Consider the following 17,225-nt stretch of genomic DNA (forward strand, 5'->3'; position numbering starts at 1 on the left):
TTTATCACTCCTGTTTTTAATTATTTTCTCATTTGTAGATTAGTAAAAGGATACCGAAAAACATTTAGAAAAGCAACCACTTATTTTCAGAAAGTTAGGAAATCATGAAAATATTTGTTCTTCATTTTTTCTTAAAATTTTGTTAAACTGTAAAGATATGAGTCGTAACGAAGGAGTTAAATAGTATGACAGAATCCAAAACTGCCATTATTTTTGATATGGACGGTGTCCTAGTAGATAGCGAAGCTTATTATTATGAGCGACGTAAAGCATTTTTAGCGGAATTTGATTTGACCATTGAGGGCCTAACCTTGCCGGAATTAGTCGGCGCGGATATGCGTTCATTATGGCAAAAGATTGAACAAGTCAACAAAAGAGAGCTAGATATTGCTTTTTTAAATGAACAATACATAGCCTATAAAAAAGCGCATCCGATAGATTATTTAGCTGTGCTTGATGAAAATGCGAAACGTGTTTTACAATTTTTAAAAAGACAAGGCTATAAAATCGGATTAGCTTCTTCTTCCACAAAAGACGCAATTGAAGAGGTTTTGACAGTGGGGCAATTAAGTAGTTATTTTGATGCGGTCGTGAGTGGGGAAGATTTCGAAGAAAGTAAACCGGCGCCGGATATTTATCTGCACACGTTACAAGAATTAGCTGTTGCGCCACAGGAATGTATAGCCATTGAAGATTCAGAAAAAGGCATTGCTTCTGCCAAAGAAGCTGGGCTAGAAGTTTGGGCTATGCGTGATGAACACTTTGGGATGGATCAAAGTCAAGCGGATGCCTTCTTAACACAACTAAGTGATATTTGTAAAAAAATTAGTGAAAATCGGATAGATGAAAGCAGTAAATCAACCCCTTCGTAAGAAGATCGCGGGTTTTCTTAAAAAAATTTGTTATAACTAGTGAATGAATATACAGTTTGTGCTATAATTTTCTATAGGTATTTCTGCAAGAATGCCCTTTTTCAAGGGTCAGGAACAATAGATAACCGTGTGAAGAGAACAAACAACCTTTCTTTTATTATAGAAAAATTATCGGAGGAGCCAAAATGAAGAATAATTGGATTATCATTTTAGTACTAGTAATCGTTATTATTGCTGCGGTGCTATACTTAATTGGTTATTTTATGCGCAAAAAAAATCAAGAACAATTAGATGAATTAGAAGTTCGTAAAGAAGCCCTGTTTGACTTGCCAGTCTTTGAAGAAATCGATGACATTAAAAAAATGCATCTAGTTGGACAGAGTCAAAATAGTTTCCGTGAATGGAATCAACGTTGGGTAGAACTATCAACGCGTTCTTTCGCCGAACTAGAGAGTCAAATTTATGAAGTCGAAAATCAAAATGAAATTTTCCGTTTCATGAAAGCGAAGAAAGCAGTCGTGGAAGCGAATGAAACGATGACCGAAATGGAAGCCGAAGTGGAAGTCATTCGTAATGGCTTGAAAGAATTACGTGAAAGTGAAGAGCGCAATTCATTAGAAGTTCAAAAAGCTTTGGATGTCTATGAAGAATTAAGTAAATCACTAAAAGATGATAAAGCTAGCTTTGGTCCAGCATACTCCGAAATACAAAAACAATTAAGAAACGTCGAAATTGAATTCACACAATTTGTCACACTAAATACATCGGGGGACCCAATCGAGGCTCGAGAAGTCCTAGAAGATGCGGAACGTCATACGTATGAATTGGAAGACTTAATGAAACGGATTCCACCAATGTATGAAGAATTAAATGAAACTTTCCCAGATCAATTAAAAGAAATCGAAGAAGGCTACAACCAATTATTAGCTGACGATTACGTGTTCCCTGAACAAAACTTTGCTGAAGAAATTCAACATGCGAAAAAACGTGTCGAGAATTCAATGGCTGATTTAGAGAAAACAGAGATTGCCGCAGTAGAGGTCGCAAATCGCGACACAGCAACGGCGATTGATGCATTATATGAAGTGATGGAACGTGAGATTGAAGCGAAGAAATATGTCGTGACCAATCAAAAAATTATTGACGATTATATTTCTCATTCCTTAAAAAATAACCGTCAATTAATGATTGAATTGGACCATGTATCACAAAGCTACACCTTAAATAACAACGAGCTAGGACGTAGTCGTGGTTTCCAAACGGAAATTGAAGAAATTATTCGCCGTCAAAAAGACTTGGAACCTCGAATGAAAGAACATACCGTTCCTTACTCTGAAATTCAAGCGTTCTATAAAGAATGCTATAAGATTTTAGATGATATTGAAAATCAACAATTAGAAATTGATGCTTCATTGAAAGAACTAAGAAAAGGCGAAAAAGTCGCCCAAGAAAAAGTCGACGAATACGAATTCCGTTTACGGAGTATCAAACGGTATGTTGAAAAGCAACGATTACCAGGTTTGTCTGCTGATTACTTAGAATTTTTCTATGTGGCAACGGATCGAATTGAAGATTTAAGCCGAGCCTTAAATAAAATGCGCATTAACATGGATGAAATCAATCGTTTGTGTGACTTATGCGAAGATGATTTAGAGTTATTAGATAAGAAAACAAAAGATTTAGTCAATGCAGCAGCTCTGACAGAACAAATGATGCAATATGCAAACCGCTATCGTCATACTCACGAGAACATCCGAACGGCTTTAGATAAAAGCATGTATTTATTCTCGACAGAATTCCGTTATCAAGATGCATTAGATGAAATTGGAACAGCATTGGAAGCTGTTGAGCCAGGGGCGTTCAAACGAATCGAAGATTTTTATTTTAAAAATATCAATAACCCTAATCTAACAGCAATTTAATTAAACAATCACTAAACAGAGGTTTGTCAACAGACAAGCCTCTGTTTTTATGGCGTGGGGGTGACTTGAAGTGATACTTTAGAAAGTATATAATGGGAAAGAATTTTAAAAAAGAAGGGTGACAAATGATTTATTTTGATAATAGTGCAACTACACCGATTTACCCCCAGGCTTTAGATACATATGTAAAAACCAGTCAGCGGATTATTGGCAATCCGTCTAGTCTGCATGACTTAGGCAACCAAGCGAATCGGCTCTTACAACAAGCACGGAAGCAGATTGCGGAGCTAATCAATGTTTCAGCAAATGAAATCTATTTTACAAGTGGCGGAACTGAAGGCGATAATTGGGTTTTAAAAGGAACGGCAATCGAAAAACGAGAATTTGGTAATCATATTATTATTTCTGCAGTGGAACATCCAGCAGTTACAGAAACAGCGGAACAATTAGTCGAACTAGGTTTTGAACTTTCTTATGCGCCAGTGGATAAAGAAGGTCGTGTAAAAGTCGAGGAACTACAGAAATTAATTAGAAAAGAAACGATTTTGGTTTCTGTTATGGCAGTCAACAATGAAGTGGGAACGATTCAACCAATTAAAGAAATTAGCGAGGTTTTAGTGGAGTTTCCTAAAATTCATTTTCATGTAGACGCGGTTCAAGCAATTGGGAAAGTTAATTACTCAGAGTGGTTAACGGATCGGGTGGATTTTGCAACGTTTTCTGCACATAAATTTCATGGACCACGAGGCATTGGTTTTATGTATTGGAAACAAGGAAAACGTTTAGCGCCGCTTTTAACAGGAGGCGGGCAAGAAAACAACCAACGCAGTGGGACAGAAAACGTACCAGCAATTGTGGCAATGGCCAAAGCGTTACGTTTGCATTTAGAGAACGAACAACAACGGCCGCAACATGTGGCGACATTACGGAGTTATTTATTAAAGGCGCTAGAAGAATTTCAAAATGTAACTGTTTTTTCACAAGATAATGAACATTTTGCGCCACACATTTTATGTTTTGCTTTGAAAGGGATTCGTGGCGAAGTGCTGGTCCATGCATTGGAAGAAAAACAGATTTATATTTCGACTACGAGTGCTTGTTCTAGCCGGAAAAAAATGGCTAGCAGCACCTTGTATGCCATGCATGTGCCAGGGGAATTAGCGACTTCCGCTGTGCGCATTAGTTTAGATGAAAGCAATACAATGGCAGAAATTGAACAATTTATGATTGTTTTCAACCAACTTTATCAAAAATTTTCTCGTGTAAATTAATAAAAAAATAAGTCGGAGCCTAGAAATAGGTTCCGACTTATTTTTTGTTCTCTTTATCGATTGAAGCGGTAGCCACTTCCCCAGAGTGTTTCAATTGGAGAGTCAGAAAGATTGGCTTTTTTTAATTTTTCCCGAATCCGTTTAATGTGAACAACGACAGTCGAAACCTCAGTATCTAAGGCATCAAACCCCCAGACACTTTCAAAAAGTTCTTCTTTATTCCACACACGGTTAGGATGTTCCATCAAGAAAACCAACAATTTGTATTCTTTGCTTGTAAAAATAACTTCATTTTCTAAAACAAACACTTTGTGGGCGGCAGTGTCGACAGCGATTTCATTGATTTTTAGTAATTGTGGCGGTTGCTCTGCCTTGCTTAACAATTGATAGCGGTTCATATGGGCTTTTGCTCGAGCGACCAATTCATTGGGACTAAACGGTTTAATTATATAATCATCCGCACCTAAGCCAAGACCACGAATTTTATCAATATCTTCTTTTTTAGCCGAAACAATCATGATCGGCGTTTGCTTTTTTTTCCGAATTGCACGACAGATTTCAAAACCATCCATAGTTGGCAGCATCACATCTAAAATAATTAAATCAAAGGGCTCATTTAAAGCTGCTTCCAATCCTTTTTTTCCATCATGTTCGATTGTGACAGTCATATCGTTAATTTCTAAATAATCTTTTTGCAAATCAGCAATACTTGGATCATCTTCAATAATTAATACATGTGGTTTCATTTTTCATCCTCCAACAACGGCAGCGTAATTATCACGTTGGTGCCGTCTCCTTTTTTACTTGTGACAGTGATTGTTCCCTGATGATAGTCAATAATTTGTTTGACAATACTTAACCCCAAGCCGCTTCCTTTGACCGTTGGGGTTCGAGATTTGTCCACACGATAGAAGCGTTCGAATAAATAAGGTAATTCTTTTTCATCGATACCAATACCATTATCTGTAATGGTTAAAATTAAGTCTGTTTGATTATGCGCTAAAGAAATCGTAAAGGCTAGTTGTTCTTTAGTGGGATCCGCAAATTTAATACTATTTTGAATTAGATTGGTAATTACGCGATTCATCTGCGTTGGATCCATTTGAACATATAAAGCTTCGGCGGGAAGGACAGAAGTGATCACGAGTTCTTGTTCCAAACGGTATTCTTCAAGAATATGTGCAATAAAACGAGTGAAATTGGTCTTTTCCATTGTAAAGACAGCACGGTCTAGGTCTAATTTAGAATACAAAAATAATTCTTCAATTAAATCATTGAGGCCTAAACTTTTTTCATGAATGACCGTTAAATAGCGCTGTTTTTTTTCTTCGGTATTGGCAACACCATCCATCAAGCCTTCAACGTAACCAATGATAGAAGTAATTGGTGTTTTTAAGTCATGAGAAATATTGGCAATTAATTCTTTCCGATTATCTTCATATTTTTCGCGTTCCGCATTGGCTTCTTCTAAATCTTGCCACATTTGTTCAAAACTAAGTTGAAGCTGTTTGACTTCCGTTGAGACGGTTTGGTGGTTAGTTGGTGTAAATGGATTTTCTTTTTGGGCCTCCTTACCCAATGTTTTAGTCGCTTTTTCTAATGCTTCTAATGGCTCGATAGTGGTTTTGGTTAAGCGCTTATTAATGAGCCAAGCTGCCGCAATTGCTACAAGGACAATTAACAAAATCATCCAGATAATCCAGCGTGTGAAGAATTCAAAAAGGCTGCTTTCGCGTTTCAAGACAATAAAGCTCCCGTTAGAACCATCTAAATAATGAAAATCGGATTTGACATAATGATATAGACGCCCTGCATTATCCAGTGTGCCAGTTGGCATAATATTATTCATTTCGTAGTTTGGAATATGTACAGACAAAGATTTTTCTACTAAATTATCCGAATAATAAGGAAACCGTGCATTCTTTCGAATAATCACACTTAATCCTTTTTCCTCAATTGTTTGAATCGTTTCCTTTAATTCTTTACTTAAAGGCGTATCTAGTAATTTCGGTGACTTTTTTAACAATTGATCTAAGGATAAATAACTTTCTTCTTCGTTAGCGGTCAATGGTCGTTGCTTATTCATCATTCGGTAAGCTTGGGGCAAACTGGGGACAGTTCCTAATGTGATGTAAGAAGCTAAGGATAAAACAGCTAAAACAGAGGCTAAAGTAATAATGATGGCACTAATATAAGAAATAAAAAAGCGGCGTTTAATGGTCAAAAGCGTCCCTCCTAGTGGTTTTAATCTATTTCTTAATTATAGTGTATTACAAGTGAACAAAAAAAAGCTAGTATTGTTATTAACTTTTTTTCATTTGTTTATAATTTGTTCATTTTTCGGCAAGTAGGAGTTTATAAGGCTTTGCTATTCTAGATATATCAAAAAGAAAAAGGGGATTACCAACCATGAAAAAGAAAAAAGTTTTTAGTGCGCTTACCTTATTAACCTTTAGTACGTTGTTGATTGCAGGCTGTGCTGGCGGAGCCAACTCTGCAACAGATAAATCAAGTGCAGCTAGCTCAAGCACTGCAGTCTCTAGTTCAGCAGAAGCAGCTAAAGAGCAATCAAAAGGACAAGAATTAACAGAAATTTTATCCAGTACTGATTGGCAAGGCACAAAAGTTTACGACAAAAACAATAATGATTTAACAGCAGAAAATGCTAATTTTATTGGTTTAGCAAAATATGATGGTGAAACAGGTTTTTATGAATTTTTCGACAAAGAAACAGGTGAAACCCGTGGCGATGAAGGCACATTCTTCGTGACAGACGATGGCGAAAAGCGTATCTTAATTTCGGATACACAAAACTATCAAGCAGTGGTTGATTTAACGGAAGTGACGAAAGATAAATTTACCTATAAGCGAATGGGGAAAGATAAAGATGGGAAAGATGTAGAAGTCTTTGTAGAACATGTCCCTTATTCTGACAAAAAGTTAACTTTTACGAACGGTCGTAAAGATTTAGAAACAGAAACTGGCAAGATTGTTACCAATGAACCTGGCGATGACATTTTAGGGGCCACATTATGGAATGGCACGAAAGTTTTAGATGAAGACGGTAACGATGTTACTGAAGCAAATAAAATGTTTATTAGTTTAGCAAAATTTGATAATAAAACAAGTAAATATGAATTCTTTGATTTAGAAACGGGTAAAACTCGTGGAGATTTTGGTTACTTCCAAGTAATTGATAATAACAAAATCCGTGCCCATGTTTCAATTGGTGACAATAAATATGGAGCTGCATTAGAATTAACAGAATTAAATGATAAACGTTTTACGTATACACGAATGGGTAAAGACAATAACGGCAAAGAAATTAAAGTTTTTGTGGAACATGAACCGTATGAAGGCGACTTTACGCCAGACTTCACGTTCTAATTAGTCAATTACGAGTAGATGAAGTGGCCAAAAGAAAGTAAAGGATTCTTTTGACCACTTTATTTTTAACAAAAAAATAGTTTATAGTTGTTTTTAATCGTTTATAAATTGTTCATTTTTCTGACAGTGGTAGTTTAGAATCGTTTGTTAAGATAGGTTTATCAAAGAAAAGGAGCGATGCTTTATGAAAAAGAAAGTATTAAGTTCGATTACTTTAGTAACATTAAGTACGTTACTGATAGCAGGTTATGCAAGTCCAGCATTTGCAGATCATGCAGCCAATCCAAACAGTGCTACAGCAAATTTAGGTAAACATCAAAACAATGGCCAAACAAAAGGCGACAAGGCGACTAAGATTTTATCTGGTACGGACTGGCAAGGAACCCGAGTTTATGATGCTGCAGGTAATGATTTAACGGCAGAAAATGCTAATTTTATTGGGTTAGCAAAATATGATGGTGAAACCGGTTTTTACGAGTTTTTCGACAAAAATACTGGGGAAACCCGTGGTGACGAAGGAACATTTTTTGTGACAGGTGATGGCACAAAACGAATTTTAATTTCGCGGACACAAAATTATCAAGCCGTAGTGGATTTAACCGAAGTGAGTAAAGATAAATTTACTTACAAACGTTTAGGAAAAGATAAACTGGGGAATGATGTTGAAGTTTACGTGGAACACATCCCTTATCATGGGAAAAAATTAGCTTTTACAAATGGACGTGAAGCATTAACCAATCAAACTGGCAAAATTGTGACAAATAAATCAGGGGATAAAATTTTAGGAACAACCTTGTGGAATGGCACAAAAGTCGTAGATAAAAATGGGAATGATGTGACAGCGGCCAATCAAAATTTCATTAGTTTAGCGAAATTTGATCCAAACACAAGTAAATATGAATTTTTCAATTTACAAACGGGTGAAACCCGCGGCGACTTTGGGTATTTCCAAGTGGTGGACAATAACAAGATTCGGGCCCATGTATCTATTGGTACGAATCGTTACGGTGCGGCGCTAGAATTAACGGAACTAAACAATGATCGATTTACGTATACTCGAATGGGTAAAGATAACGCTGGTAATGATATTCAAGTGTTCGTGGAACATGAACCTTACCAAGGAACTTTTAATCCAACATTTACCTTTTAAAAACTAGACATGAGAATAGGAACCAAAAGCAGGACTTCCTGCTTTTGGTTTCTCTCTTTTTAAAATAGAAAAACAGAGAAAGCGTTTTAATCGACAAATAAAAAAAGATTCGTTAGATTAGAACCACTGGAGAAAAATCTCATATTTCTCTCGAGGAAAGGAAGTTGAGCACAATGAACAAAAAAATTTTAATGGGGCTATTAAGTGTCGTGACCATTCCATTACTTGCTGCGTGTCAAGGAGGAGAAACACCCTCCGAAGCGTCAAAAAATAGTCAAACGGTGACTACTCAAAGTAGTGCAAAAACTGAAAGCACCAGTACAACCCGTTCGGTGGCTCAAACAACATCAAAAGAGGAAGTGAAAGAACCGATGAAGACCTATGAAGTGGGTGCGCTTTTAGAAGCAGCCAATCAACGAGATACGAAGAAGGTCAAGGAAATTTTACAAGATACTACTTATCAAGTGGATGAAGTCGACACAGAAGGCAATACACCGCTCAATATTGCTGTGCACAATAATGACATTGAGATTGCAAAAGCGTTGATTGATCGGGATGCCGATATTAATCTGCAAAATAGCATTAGTGATAGTCCCTATCTTTATGCGGGAGCGCAAGGACGTACGGAGATTTTAGCGTATATGTTAAAAAATGCGACACCAGATTTAACTAAGCATAACCGTTACGGTGGCAATGCGTTAATTCCAGCAGCTGAAAAAGGACATATTGACAATGTGAAGCTCTTGTTAGAAGATGGACGAGAAGACATAGATTTCCAAAATGACTTTGGCTATACAGCATTGATTGAGGCAGTGGGGTTACGTGAAGGGAACCAACTTTACCAAGATATTGTAAAATTGTTAATGGAAAATGGTGCGGATCAATCCATTAAAGACAATTCTGGTCGAACAGCAATGGACTATGCCAATCAAAAAGGTTATACGGAAATTAGTAAAATTTTAGCACAGTACAACTAAGTATTGTGTCCTTTCGGGAAGGAATAAATACAGGTAGGAGTGAAGGAAAGCATGAATTATTGGTTAAAAAATGTTCGAATTGAAACAGGGTATCAAAAAGAAGGTGACTGGTTATCTGGGACAGTAACCAAAGAAGTGGCAATTGAAGTAACAGATGGAGTATTTACAAAAATCATCCCCAATGAAGAATTGGTAGAAGAACCTGGGTTGACAATTATTGATGGTCACCATCAATTGATTTTACCAGGTTTGATTGAAAAACATTGTCACTTTGATAAAAGTAAACTAGGTGTTCCGTGGTATCCGGTGACGCCAGCGAAGTCAATTGTGGAACGTGTCGAAGCAGAAATCCCTTATTTAGATAGTTTAGAACTTTCTTTAACAGAACGCGCAAATCATTTAATTGACTTAGAATTACCACATGGCGCGACAGCCTTCAGAACACATGTCGACGTGGAACCGATGACAGACTTACGTTATTTTGATGAAGTCCAAGCATTGGCCCAAACGAAACCATTTGCTGTAGAAATTGTCGTCTTTCCACAGCACGGCTTACTACGTTCAGATTCCGTTGAATTAGTTGATCAAGCATTGGCAAAAGGTGCCGATTTTATTGGTGGCGTGGATCCTTATTCACTAGATGGTGATTACAAAAAATCATTGGCTGAAACATTCCGCTTAGCAGATAAACATGGTGTCGGTGTGGATATTCATTTACATGACCGTCACGAAGCTGGGACAACAACGATTAAAGAAATTATCCGTTTAACGAAAGAATATGGCCTACAAGACAAAGTATTTATCAGCCATGCCTTCGGGTTAAATGATTTCATTGGTGAAGAACGTGACGAAGTTTATGACGCTTTAGCAGCAGAAAAAATTCATATTAATTCCAGCGTGCCAATCACACCTAACACGATTCCGCCAATTATGGAATTGTTACGTCATGGAGTCAATGTCCATCTTGGTTGTGACAATATCTACGATTGCTGGTCTCCTTATGGTGATGGCTCATTACAAGAAAAATTGGCTCGTTTAGGTGAACTTTTTAATGTGAAAGATCAAGATGCTTTAACACAATTATTAGGCTTAGTGACAGATGGTATCACGACTTTAGATGAACAAGGGCAAGCAAATTGGCCGCAAGTTGGTGCTGAAGCAACTTACTTACTCACTGAAGCAGAATGTGCGGCGGCTTTTGTCGCTCGTCAGACACCAGTGGAAATCAGTGTGGTAAAAGGAACCACACTTTATCAAAAATAACAAAAAGAAGCGAGATTTCTCGCTTCTTTTTTTGTTATGCTTATCGTTCCTTCAACCAGCTATCCAATTGCTCAAACAAAGCGATGACCGAAGGATCTTTGGTTTGTTTTAAAAAATCATGTTCTAAATAGTAAACCGCTTTAAAGGTACTCTCAGGAATGGTCCGTCCGATTTTTTTGCTATAGCGGAACGGCACTTCTTCGTCTGAGCTACTAGCTGTACTGAAACAAGGTGGAAACGTTTTTAATGTTTCGTCTGACAGTGCGTAAGCAGACCAGTCCTCATTTTCTGGTAATCCGTAAAAGTGCGGCAATAGCCCTTGCTGAATACTGTAATGATACAGCAGATAGCGAGAAAGAAAAGGATCATCCCAAACAGGCTTTGTTTGGTCAATGGTAGTTATTTCTTTAGCGGAAATGGCTTGCTTTAATAATTTTCGTGGCTCTTTAATAAATTCTAAATCTGTATAGCCGTAAAAATTGACTAAAAATTGTGGCGTCAAATTTAGTGTTTGTAATTGTTTGGTTAACTGTAACATTAAATAACCGCCAGCGGAACGTCCGCACAAACCAAATGGCTGATTTTGAATAATCTCTTCGTTTAGCAATTGGAAGGTTTCTGTTAGCGTCCCTAAGATGTGATCGATTTTTGTATTTGGAGCCAACAAATAGTCCAGCGCTAAAACGGTATAGCCATTGCTTGTAAACAGCTCCTTCAGTTCTTCTGGTAAATCACTTTTGGTTCCATAAATCATCCCGCCACCATGTAAATAGACGACATAGTTCGTTGATTCAGTCGTAGTGGGGTAGATAGTAACTGTTGCGCCATTAGCGAGTGTTTGATTGTTTTTCAAGTGCACGTCTCCTCATCTTTATAATGTATGTGGCAATTTCATAATTTAACAATTGCAAGGGATTGGCTAAGTCAATATCAAGAAGTTGTTCCACTTTGTTTAAACGATAACGAATCGTTTTTGAATGAAGGAACATCGCTTCAGAGGTCTGTTTATAGTTGCGATTATTTTTGAAAAAACTGTACAAGGTTTCAAACAAATCGTAGTTATTTTCGGCTAATTGATAAAGTGCGCGAGGAATTAATTCGTCTAAATTTTCCAATTGGTCTTCGCGGATAAAATTTTTAAATACCCCGATATCGGCTAAGGTGACAATTGGTCCGTTATAAAAAGTTTCATTAAAGCGCAGAATGTCCAGACATTCAATCAGTAGCTCTTTAATCCCTTCTCGTGATTTTAAACTGCTGACGGCAACGGTAAGCGTGTCGTTTTCTTCTAAAAGTTCAGCTAATAAACGACTTAATTGCAGCTTTGTAATTTTTCCATCACTTTCATTGAAGTTAAAAAGGACCGCCGAATAATTTAGCTGATCGAAGAAGATGGATTTCACACGCAGGGTACGAAGTAAGGCAATAATTCGTTCTTTCATGAGTTGTGTATTGGTGTCTTTGGTAGAAAAAGCAATCGCTTGGTAAGAATCTAGCTCTTGCATTTGCACTTCACGAAGCAAACTGTTTAGCTCGTCAGGATTTTGTGGTGTATTTTGTAAAATAGCATCCGCTAAGTTGTTCAAACGAGTATACCGTTCTTTTTTTAACAAATTTTCGGTATTGAATTTTTCTTGTAAGACATCAATCGCATTTTCGATAATCACTAAATCCGTTTCTTTAACCTTTTCATCTTGTAAATAAACCAGAAGTAAACAATTAGTGGAATAACTATTGAAAATAGAAACTTCTAGTGCCAACTGTTTTTTGGGGTTGGCATGAGAATAAAGTGTTAAAAGAGAGTAATCATTTTTAGTGAATTCACTGTTTTTTAGTTTTTCTCTTGAGAGCACAATCGCATCATGGGGTAAGTCACCATCGCTAATTTCCAGATGTTTATCCAACATTTTTAAAGCGAAGGGTAATTTAATGATGTCATAAAATTCTTGCATAATCGTCTCAACCGTTGGGTAGTGGCGCTCTAATTTGGTGAAACGTTGGCGCACATCGTAATACGTACGTAAGACATGCGACTGATAATTCAACAAAGGCTCGTAAATCGTAAATAGAATTTTTTCATAGCTAATGTCTTGTGTGATTTTAATTAAAGGAATTTCATAATTGAAACATAATTCGATAAACCACTCTGGAATCATTTTAATGAATCGATCTGTTTTCAAAATTAAGCCGCTGATGCCAATTCGGCGCATCTTTACGAAAAAATTTTCCAACTCTTTTTCGGGTAGATCATGCAATGCGTAGAAAGAAGTCAAAATTAACTGATTCTTTCTACTCCAGTTCTCGATATCAATCGCTTCTAAGACCATTGCCGAATCAACTTCATTGTCTAAACCAATCTCTTTCGTCAAAATTTTACCTTTTTTTAAGTCACCTATCGATAATAACTCTCTTAATTTCATCGTTTTCTCCTTTTTTCCTCTTATGGATAAAAATTATACCATTTTTTTAGAATTATGTCCGATGAAAACACTTTCTCGTTTCGATACAATAGCATTGTAAGGAATAGATAGGAGGATGAACAATGTTACACACAGTAATTTTGAAAAACAATTACCAAGACTCCATCAACTTAATGTTATTGACCAATAAAATCAATGCATTAGATGGTGTAACCATGAGTCAAATCATGATGGGAACAGATGCCAACAAAGACATCCTTAACAACACGAACTTGTTAACGGATGAGGCCAATAGTGCATCTGCAAACGACATGATGATTGTGGTTGACAGTGAAAAAGAAAACATCATGGAAGAAGTTATGCCAGCGATTGATGAATTCTTAGATGATTTATCAGCAAAGGGAACTAGTGAAGAAGCACAAGCAGCAACTTCTTGGTCAGAAGCGTTTGATCTTTTACCAGAGGCGAATGTAGCGCTATTCAGTATTCCTGGTGAATATGGTGCGCCAGAAATGGAACGTGCCTTAAAAAATGATTTACACGTGTTCTCTTTCACGGATAACGTGTCAATTGAAGATGAAGTACGTTTGAAAAAATTAGCGCATGAAAAAGGCTTACTAATGATGGGCCCTGACTGTGGAACTGGTATTATCTCAAGTATTCCAATCGCCTTTACAAATGTTGTTTCTCCAGGAAACATTGGCGTTGTTGGTGCTTCAGGAACAGGGATTCAAGAAGTTACAACGATTATTGACCGCTTAGGTGGCGGAGTTGTTCACGCCATTGGTACTGGTGGTCGTGACTTAAGCGACAAAGTAGGCGCTATCACTGTGAAAGATGCTATTGTGGCCTTAGAAAATCACGAACCAACCGATGTGATTACAGTCATCTCTAAACCACCTGCAAAAGAAGTTCGTGATGAAGTGGTTGAATTATTACAAAGTATTTCAAAACCAGTCGTTGCGATTTTCTTAGGAGAAAAACCAACAAGTCACGAAGGCAAAGTTTATCTAGCTCATACATTAGAAGAAACAGCTAAAATTGCTGTTGATTTAGCAAATGATGTGGCCGTGAAGAAAAATTACTTTGAAGCATTAGCAAAACCAGCTGTACCAACATTACCAGAAGATAAAGTTGTAAAAGGCTTATATTCAGGTGGTACATTAGCTTCTGAAGCAGGTATGTTAATTTCTGAAGCTTTAGACCTTGGCGGTTTAGTGAAAGCAGAAGGTTATGTCTTGAAATCTCACGGTTATGAAGTCATTGACTTAGGCGATGATATGTATACACAAGGTCGTCCCCACCCAATGATTGACCCAGATGTTCGTATCGAAAAAATTCGTGAATACGCACAAGATGAAAAAACTGGGATTATCTTATTCGATGTGGTGTTAGGCTACGGTGCTCATGAAGACATGGTTGGTGCATTGTTACCAGCAATTGAAGAAGCGCGTGCCACAGCCAAAGAAGCCGGACGTGATCTTTACTTTGTTGCAACTGTTTGTGGGACGACGAAAGATCCGCAAAATTACCAATCGTCGGTTGATCGTTTGAAAGAAGGCGGCGTTTTAGTTGCAGAAAGCAATGCTAAAGCTGTTCAATTAGCTTTATTGTTAAAAGGAATCGAAATTTCAGAAGACGATAAAGAAGTGGTTGCTTACAACGGACCAACTGTCGATGTACCAAAACCAGGCGAAAAAGTAATGGAACTATTAACAACCAAACCAAGAATCATTAACGTTGGGTTACAAAGCTTTACAGAATCAATCGTTGATTACGGTGGCGAAACTGTTCAATTTAACTGGCGTCCGCGTGCCAACGGCAATAAAAAAATGATTAAAATTTTGGATGCTTTGGAAGATTACAGTGAACAAATCGAAGCTGAAAATCACAAAGTAACAGACAAAATTAAAAATGCACAACCATTCTTAGTAGATGTGGTACCTGCAAAATCAGTGATTCCAGAATTAAATGATGACGCACAAAAAACATTACTTCATGCTGGACCACCAATCCAATGGTCTGAAATGACTGGACCAATGAAAGGTGCTTGTATCGGTGCAGCATTATTCGAACGTTGGGCAGACAACGAAGAAGATGCTTTGAAGATTTTTGAAGCTGGCGAAGTACGTTTCATTCCTTGTCACCATGTAAAAGCAGTTGGACCAATGGGCGGTATTACTTCTGGTAATATGCCAGTCTTTGTTGTAGAAAATCGCTTAGAAGGTAACGAAGCATACTGTATCTTGAATGAAGGTATCGGTAAAGTATTGCGTTTTGGTGCTTATTCACAAGAAGTGGTTGATCGTTTAGATTGGATTAAAGATGTTTTAGGACCAACTATTGCGAAAGCTTTGAAACTTTCTGAAGAAGGCTTGAACTTAAACGTATTGATTGCGCGCTCTATTACAATGGGTGACGAGTTCCACCAAAGAAATATTGCCGCATCTTTGAACTTCTTAAAAGAATTGTCTCCATTAATTATCAAAACAGATATTCCAGAAGATCAAAAATACGAAGTAATCAAATTCTTAGCTGACACAGATCAATTCTTCTTAAATGTCATGATGGCAACTGGAAAAGCAATTGTTGATGGTGCCCGTAAAGATACCAACGGAACGATTGTCACAACGATGACTCGTAACGGCGTGAACTTTGGGGTCCGGATTGCAGAAACAGGCGATCAATGGCATACCGCACCAGTAAATACACCAAAAGGTCTTTACTTCACTGGTTTCAGCGAAGAAGACGGAAATCCTGATGTCGGGGATAGTGCAATTACTGAAACAGTAGGCGTTGGAGCAATGGCTATGGTAGCTGCACCTGGCGTAACACGGTTTGTTGGTGCAGGTGGCTTTGAAGATGCGTTAGCAACCTCAAATGAAATGGCAAAAATCTGTGAAGGACACAACCCAACATTTTCAATTCCAACTTGGGATTTCCAAGGAACTTGTTTAGGAATTGATATCCGTAAAGTGGTGGAATTAGGAATTACACCAATCATCAATACAGGGATTGCACACAAAAATGCCGGTGTTGGTCAAATTGGTGCAGGGACAGTTAGAGCACCTCTAGGCTGTTTTGAAAAAGCCCTAGAAGCGTATGCTGAGAAACTAGGCATTACGGTTGAATAACCAACTAGTCATTAGTGACTACATTTTTCCTATCCACCAATATGGCAAGATGGGAACCATTCACAGTGTTTTTGAACGTTCATTTAATCTGAAAGTCCAGGATCAATTAATCAATGTTGCGAACTTCCATAATTATTTATCAAGCTTTGGTATGTTTTTGCCAGATCAATTGTTTCAAGAAATCTTTCCGTATGTACAACAAGGTAATAAAGTCAAAATCACAGAAAATCAGTTGACCTTTTACAGTACAGTCGGCGTGAAAACGATCCAACTCACACCTGCTGAGGTCGTTTCTTTAAACATTACTCATTTCAAGTTAGAAAAAGACCAATTACGCTTGTTGCAAGACCGCTTATTAGCGAGAAACTTAGAACGTAGAATTGGCCTGCCTTTAGACGAACGAGCAAAGCATATTTTCAAAAAAATGAGCCAAAAACAAAAAGTTTGGACACTATCGGAATGGCAAGAAGTAACGAATTATCTGATTGGTCGGGGCAAAGGGTTAACCCCGAGTGGTGATGACATTTTAGTAGCGTATCAAACAATTCTGTTCATACTTGCTGATGAAAGAGCTGCGGCGTTAGCCGCTACTCTTTCGGCAGCAAATTTATCCACAACAGATGTTAGTAAAGGCTATATTGCAAGCTCGGCTAAAGGATATGTAAATTCATTGTTGTATCAGTTACTCTTGGATTTGGAGAACCATCGGGATAATAGAGTTGACGAAAATATTGACAGAATTATACAAATCGGACATTCCTCTGGTAAAGATATGTCATTTGGAATGTTACTAGCTTTACAATCTGTAGAGTTAGATGAGAAGTGAGGA

Annotated in this window: 13 protein-coding genes; 9 read left to right on the forward strand and 4 right to left on the reverse strand. The window is 37.4% G+C overall.

The features are described from left to right. Positions 1-185 precede the first annotated feature (185 nt). The 3 genes from IGJ52_RS01575 to IGJ52_RS01585 all read left to right on the forward strand — a co-directional run bounded on the left by IGJ52_RS01575 (position 186) and on the right by IGJ52_RS01585 (position 4,065). Positions 186-872 (forward strand): HAD family hydrolase, encoded by a 687-nt coding sequence (locus IGJ52_RS01575; protein WP_048942481.1) that lies wholly within the window; start codon positions 186-188, stop codon positions 870-872. A 185-nt stretch (positions 873-1,057) separates the two neighbouring features. Beyond that, positions 1,058-2,794, forward strand: coding sequence for a septation ring formation regulator EzrA (gene ezrA, locus IGJ52_RS01580; RefSeq protein ID WP_002375789.1), 1,737 nt, complete (start codon positions 1,058-1,060; stop codon positions 2,792-2,794). A gap of 125 nt (positions 2,795-2,919) precedes the next feature. Then, a complete protein-coding gene (locus tag IGJ52_RS01585; protein ID WP_002383651.1) occupies positions 2,920-4,065 on the forward strand; it encodes a cysteine desulfurase family protein in 1,146 nt (381 codons plus the stop codon). Positions 4,066-4,118: 53 nt separating this feature from the next. Here IGJ52_RS01585 and IGJ52_RS01590 read toward each other — a convergent pair whose 3' ends face one another. Both IGJ52_RS01590 and IGJ52_RS01595 read right to left on the reverse strand, forming a co-directional pair. Beyond that, positions 4,119-4,811 (reverse strand): response regulator transcription factor, encoded by a 693-nt coding sequence (locus tag IGJ52_RS01590; RefSeq protein ID WP_002355236.1) that lies wholly within the window; start codon positions 4,809-4,811, stop codon positions 4,119-4,121. After that, entirely contained in the window at positions 4,808-6,151 is a 1,344-nt protein-coding gene (locus IGJ52_RS01595; protein WP_438792174.1) for a sensor histidine kinase, read from the reverse strand. Before IGJ52_RS01595 ends, IGJ52_RS01590 begins: the two co-directional genes overlap by 4 nt. A gap of 323 nt (positions 6,152-6,474) precedes the next feature. On the opposite strand from IGJ52_RS01595, the gene IGJ52_RS01600 reads away from it, so the two are divergent. The 4 genes from IGJ52_RS01600 to IGJ52_RS01615 all read left to right on the forward strand — a co-directional run bounded on the left by IGJ52_RS01600 (position 6,475) and on the right by IGJ52_RS01615 (position 10,842). Beyond that, positions 6,475-7,452 (forward strand): DUF4822 domain-containing protein, encoded by a 978-nt coding sequence (locus IGJ52_RS01600; protein ID WP_002375795.1) that lies wholly within the window; start codon positions 6,475-6,477, stop codon positions 7,450-7,452. Positions 7,453-7,636: 184 nt separating this feature from the next. Then, entirely contained in the window at positions 7,637-8,602 is a 966-nt protein-coding gene (locus IGJ52_RS01605) for a DUF4822 domain-containing protein (protein ID WP_033601262.1), read from the forward strand. Between the two features lie 173 nt (positions 8,603-8,775). Beyond that, the gene (locus tag IGJ52_RS01610) at positions 8,776-9,579 is read left to right on the forward strand and encodes an ankyrin repeat domain-containing protein (protein WP_174094047.1); all 804 of its coding nucleotides are present in this window, start codon (positions 8,776-8,778) and stop codon (positions 9,577-9,579) included. A 51-nt stretch (positions 9,580-9,630) separates the two neighbouring features. Beyond that, positions 9,631-10,842 carry an amidohydrolase family protein gene (locus IGJ52_RS01615; protein ID WP_002413500.1) on the forward strand — a complete coding sequence of 404 codons (1,212 nt, stop codon included), beginning with the start codon at positions 9,631-9,633 and terminating at the stop codon, positions 10,840-10,842. 40 nt (positions 10,843-10,882) lie between these two features. Here IGJ52_RS01615 and IGJ52_RS01620 read toward each other — a convergent pair whose 3' ends face one another. Next, positions 10,883-11,695 carry an alpha/beta hydrolase gene (locus tag IGJ52_RS01620; protein WP_192445022.1) on the reverse strand — a complete coding sequence of 271 codons (813 nt, stop codon included), beginning with the start codon at positions 11,693-11,695 and terminating at the stop codon, positions 10,883-10,885. Continuing rightward, complete coding sequence (locus IGJ52_RS01625; protein WP_002383661.1) at positions 11,670-13,262, reverse strand: PucR family transcriptional regulator; 1,593 nt, start codon at positions 13,260-13,262, stop codon at positions 11,670-11,672. Before IGJ52_RS01625 ends, IGJ52_RS01620 begins: the two co-directional genes overlap by 26 nt. 122 nt (positions 13,263-13,384) lie before the next feature. Here IGJ52_RS01625 and fdrA point away from each other — a divergent pair, with 122 nt between their 5' ends. Further along, on the forward strand, positions 13,385-16,396 hold the full coding sequence (gene fdrA, locus IGJ52_RS01630) for a DUF1116 domain-containing protein (protein ID WP_002355249.1): 3,012 nt from the start codon (positions 13,385-13,387) through the stop codon (positions 16,394-16,396). Continuing rightward, on the forward strand, positions 16,389-17,222 hold the full coding sequence (locus IGJ52_RS01635) for a DUF2877 domain-containing protein (RefSeq protein ID WP_002415952.1): 834 nt from the start codon (positions 16,389-16,391) through the stop codon (positions 17,220-17,222). The genes fdrA and IGJ52_RS01635 overlap by 8 nt, the downstream gene beginning before the upstream one ends. Positions 17,223-17,225 lie beyond the last annotated feature (3 nt).

Source organism: Enterococcus sp. DIV1758, assembly GCF_051711985.1.
Taxonomy (GTDB): Bacteria; Bacillota; Bacilli; order Lactobacillales; family Enterococcaceae; genus Enterococcus; species Enterococcus faecalis.

Excerpts from the sequence above, each read along its gene's own strand:
- IGJ52_RS01575 (WP_048942481.1), top strand. The coding sequence starts at position 186 with ATGACAGAATCCAAAACTGCCATTATTTTTGATATGGACGGTGTCCTA.
- ezrA (WP_002375789.1), top strand. The coding sequence starts at position 1,058 with ATGAAGAATAATTGGATTATCATTTTAGTACTAGTAATCGTTATTATT.
- IGJ52_RS01585 (WP_002383651.1), top strand. The coding sequence starts at position 2,920 with ATGATTTATTTTGATAATAGTGCAACTACACCGATTTACCCCCAGGCT.
- IGJ52_RS01590 (WP_002355236.1), bottom strand. The coding sequence starts at position 4,811 with ATGAAACCACATGTATTAATTATTGAAGATGATCCAAGTATTGCTGAT.
- IGJ52_RS01595 (WP_438792174.1), bottom strand. The coding sequence starts at position 6,151 with ATGAATAAGCAACGACCATTGACCGCTAACGAAGAAGAAAGTTATTTA.
- IGJ52_RS01600 (WP_002375795.1), top strand. The coding sequence starts at position 6,475 with ATGAAAAAGAAAAAAGTTTTTAGTGCGCTTACCTTATTAACCTTTAGT.
- IGJ52_RS01605 (WP_033601262.1), top strand. The coding sequence starts at position 7,637 with ATGAAAAAGAAAGTATTAAGTTCGATTACTTTAGTAACATTAAGTACG.
- IGJ52_RS01610 (WP_174094047.1), top strand. The coding sequence starts at position 8,776 with ATGAACAAAAAAATTTTAATGGGGCTATTAAGTGTCGTGACCATTCCA.
- IGJ52_RS01615 (WP_002413500.1), top strand. The coding sequence starts at position 9,631 with ATGAATTATTGGTTAAAAAATGTTCGAATTGAAACAGGGTATCAAAAA.
- IGJ52_RS01625 (WP_002383661.1), bottom strand. The coding sequence starts at position 13,262 with ATGAAATTAAGAGAGTTATTATCGATAGGTGACTTAAAAAAAGGTAAA.
- fdrA (WP_002355249.1), top strand. The coding sequence starts at position 13,385 with ATGTTACACACAGTAATTTTGAAAAACAATTACCAAGACTCCATCAAC.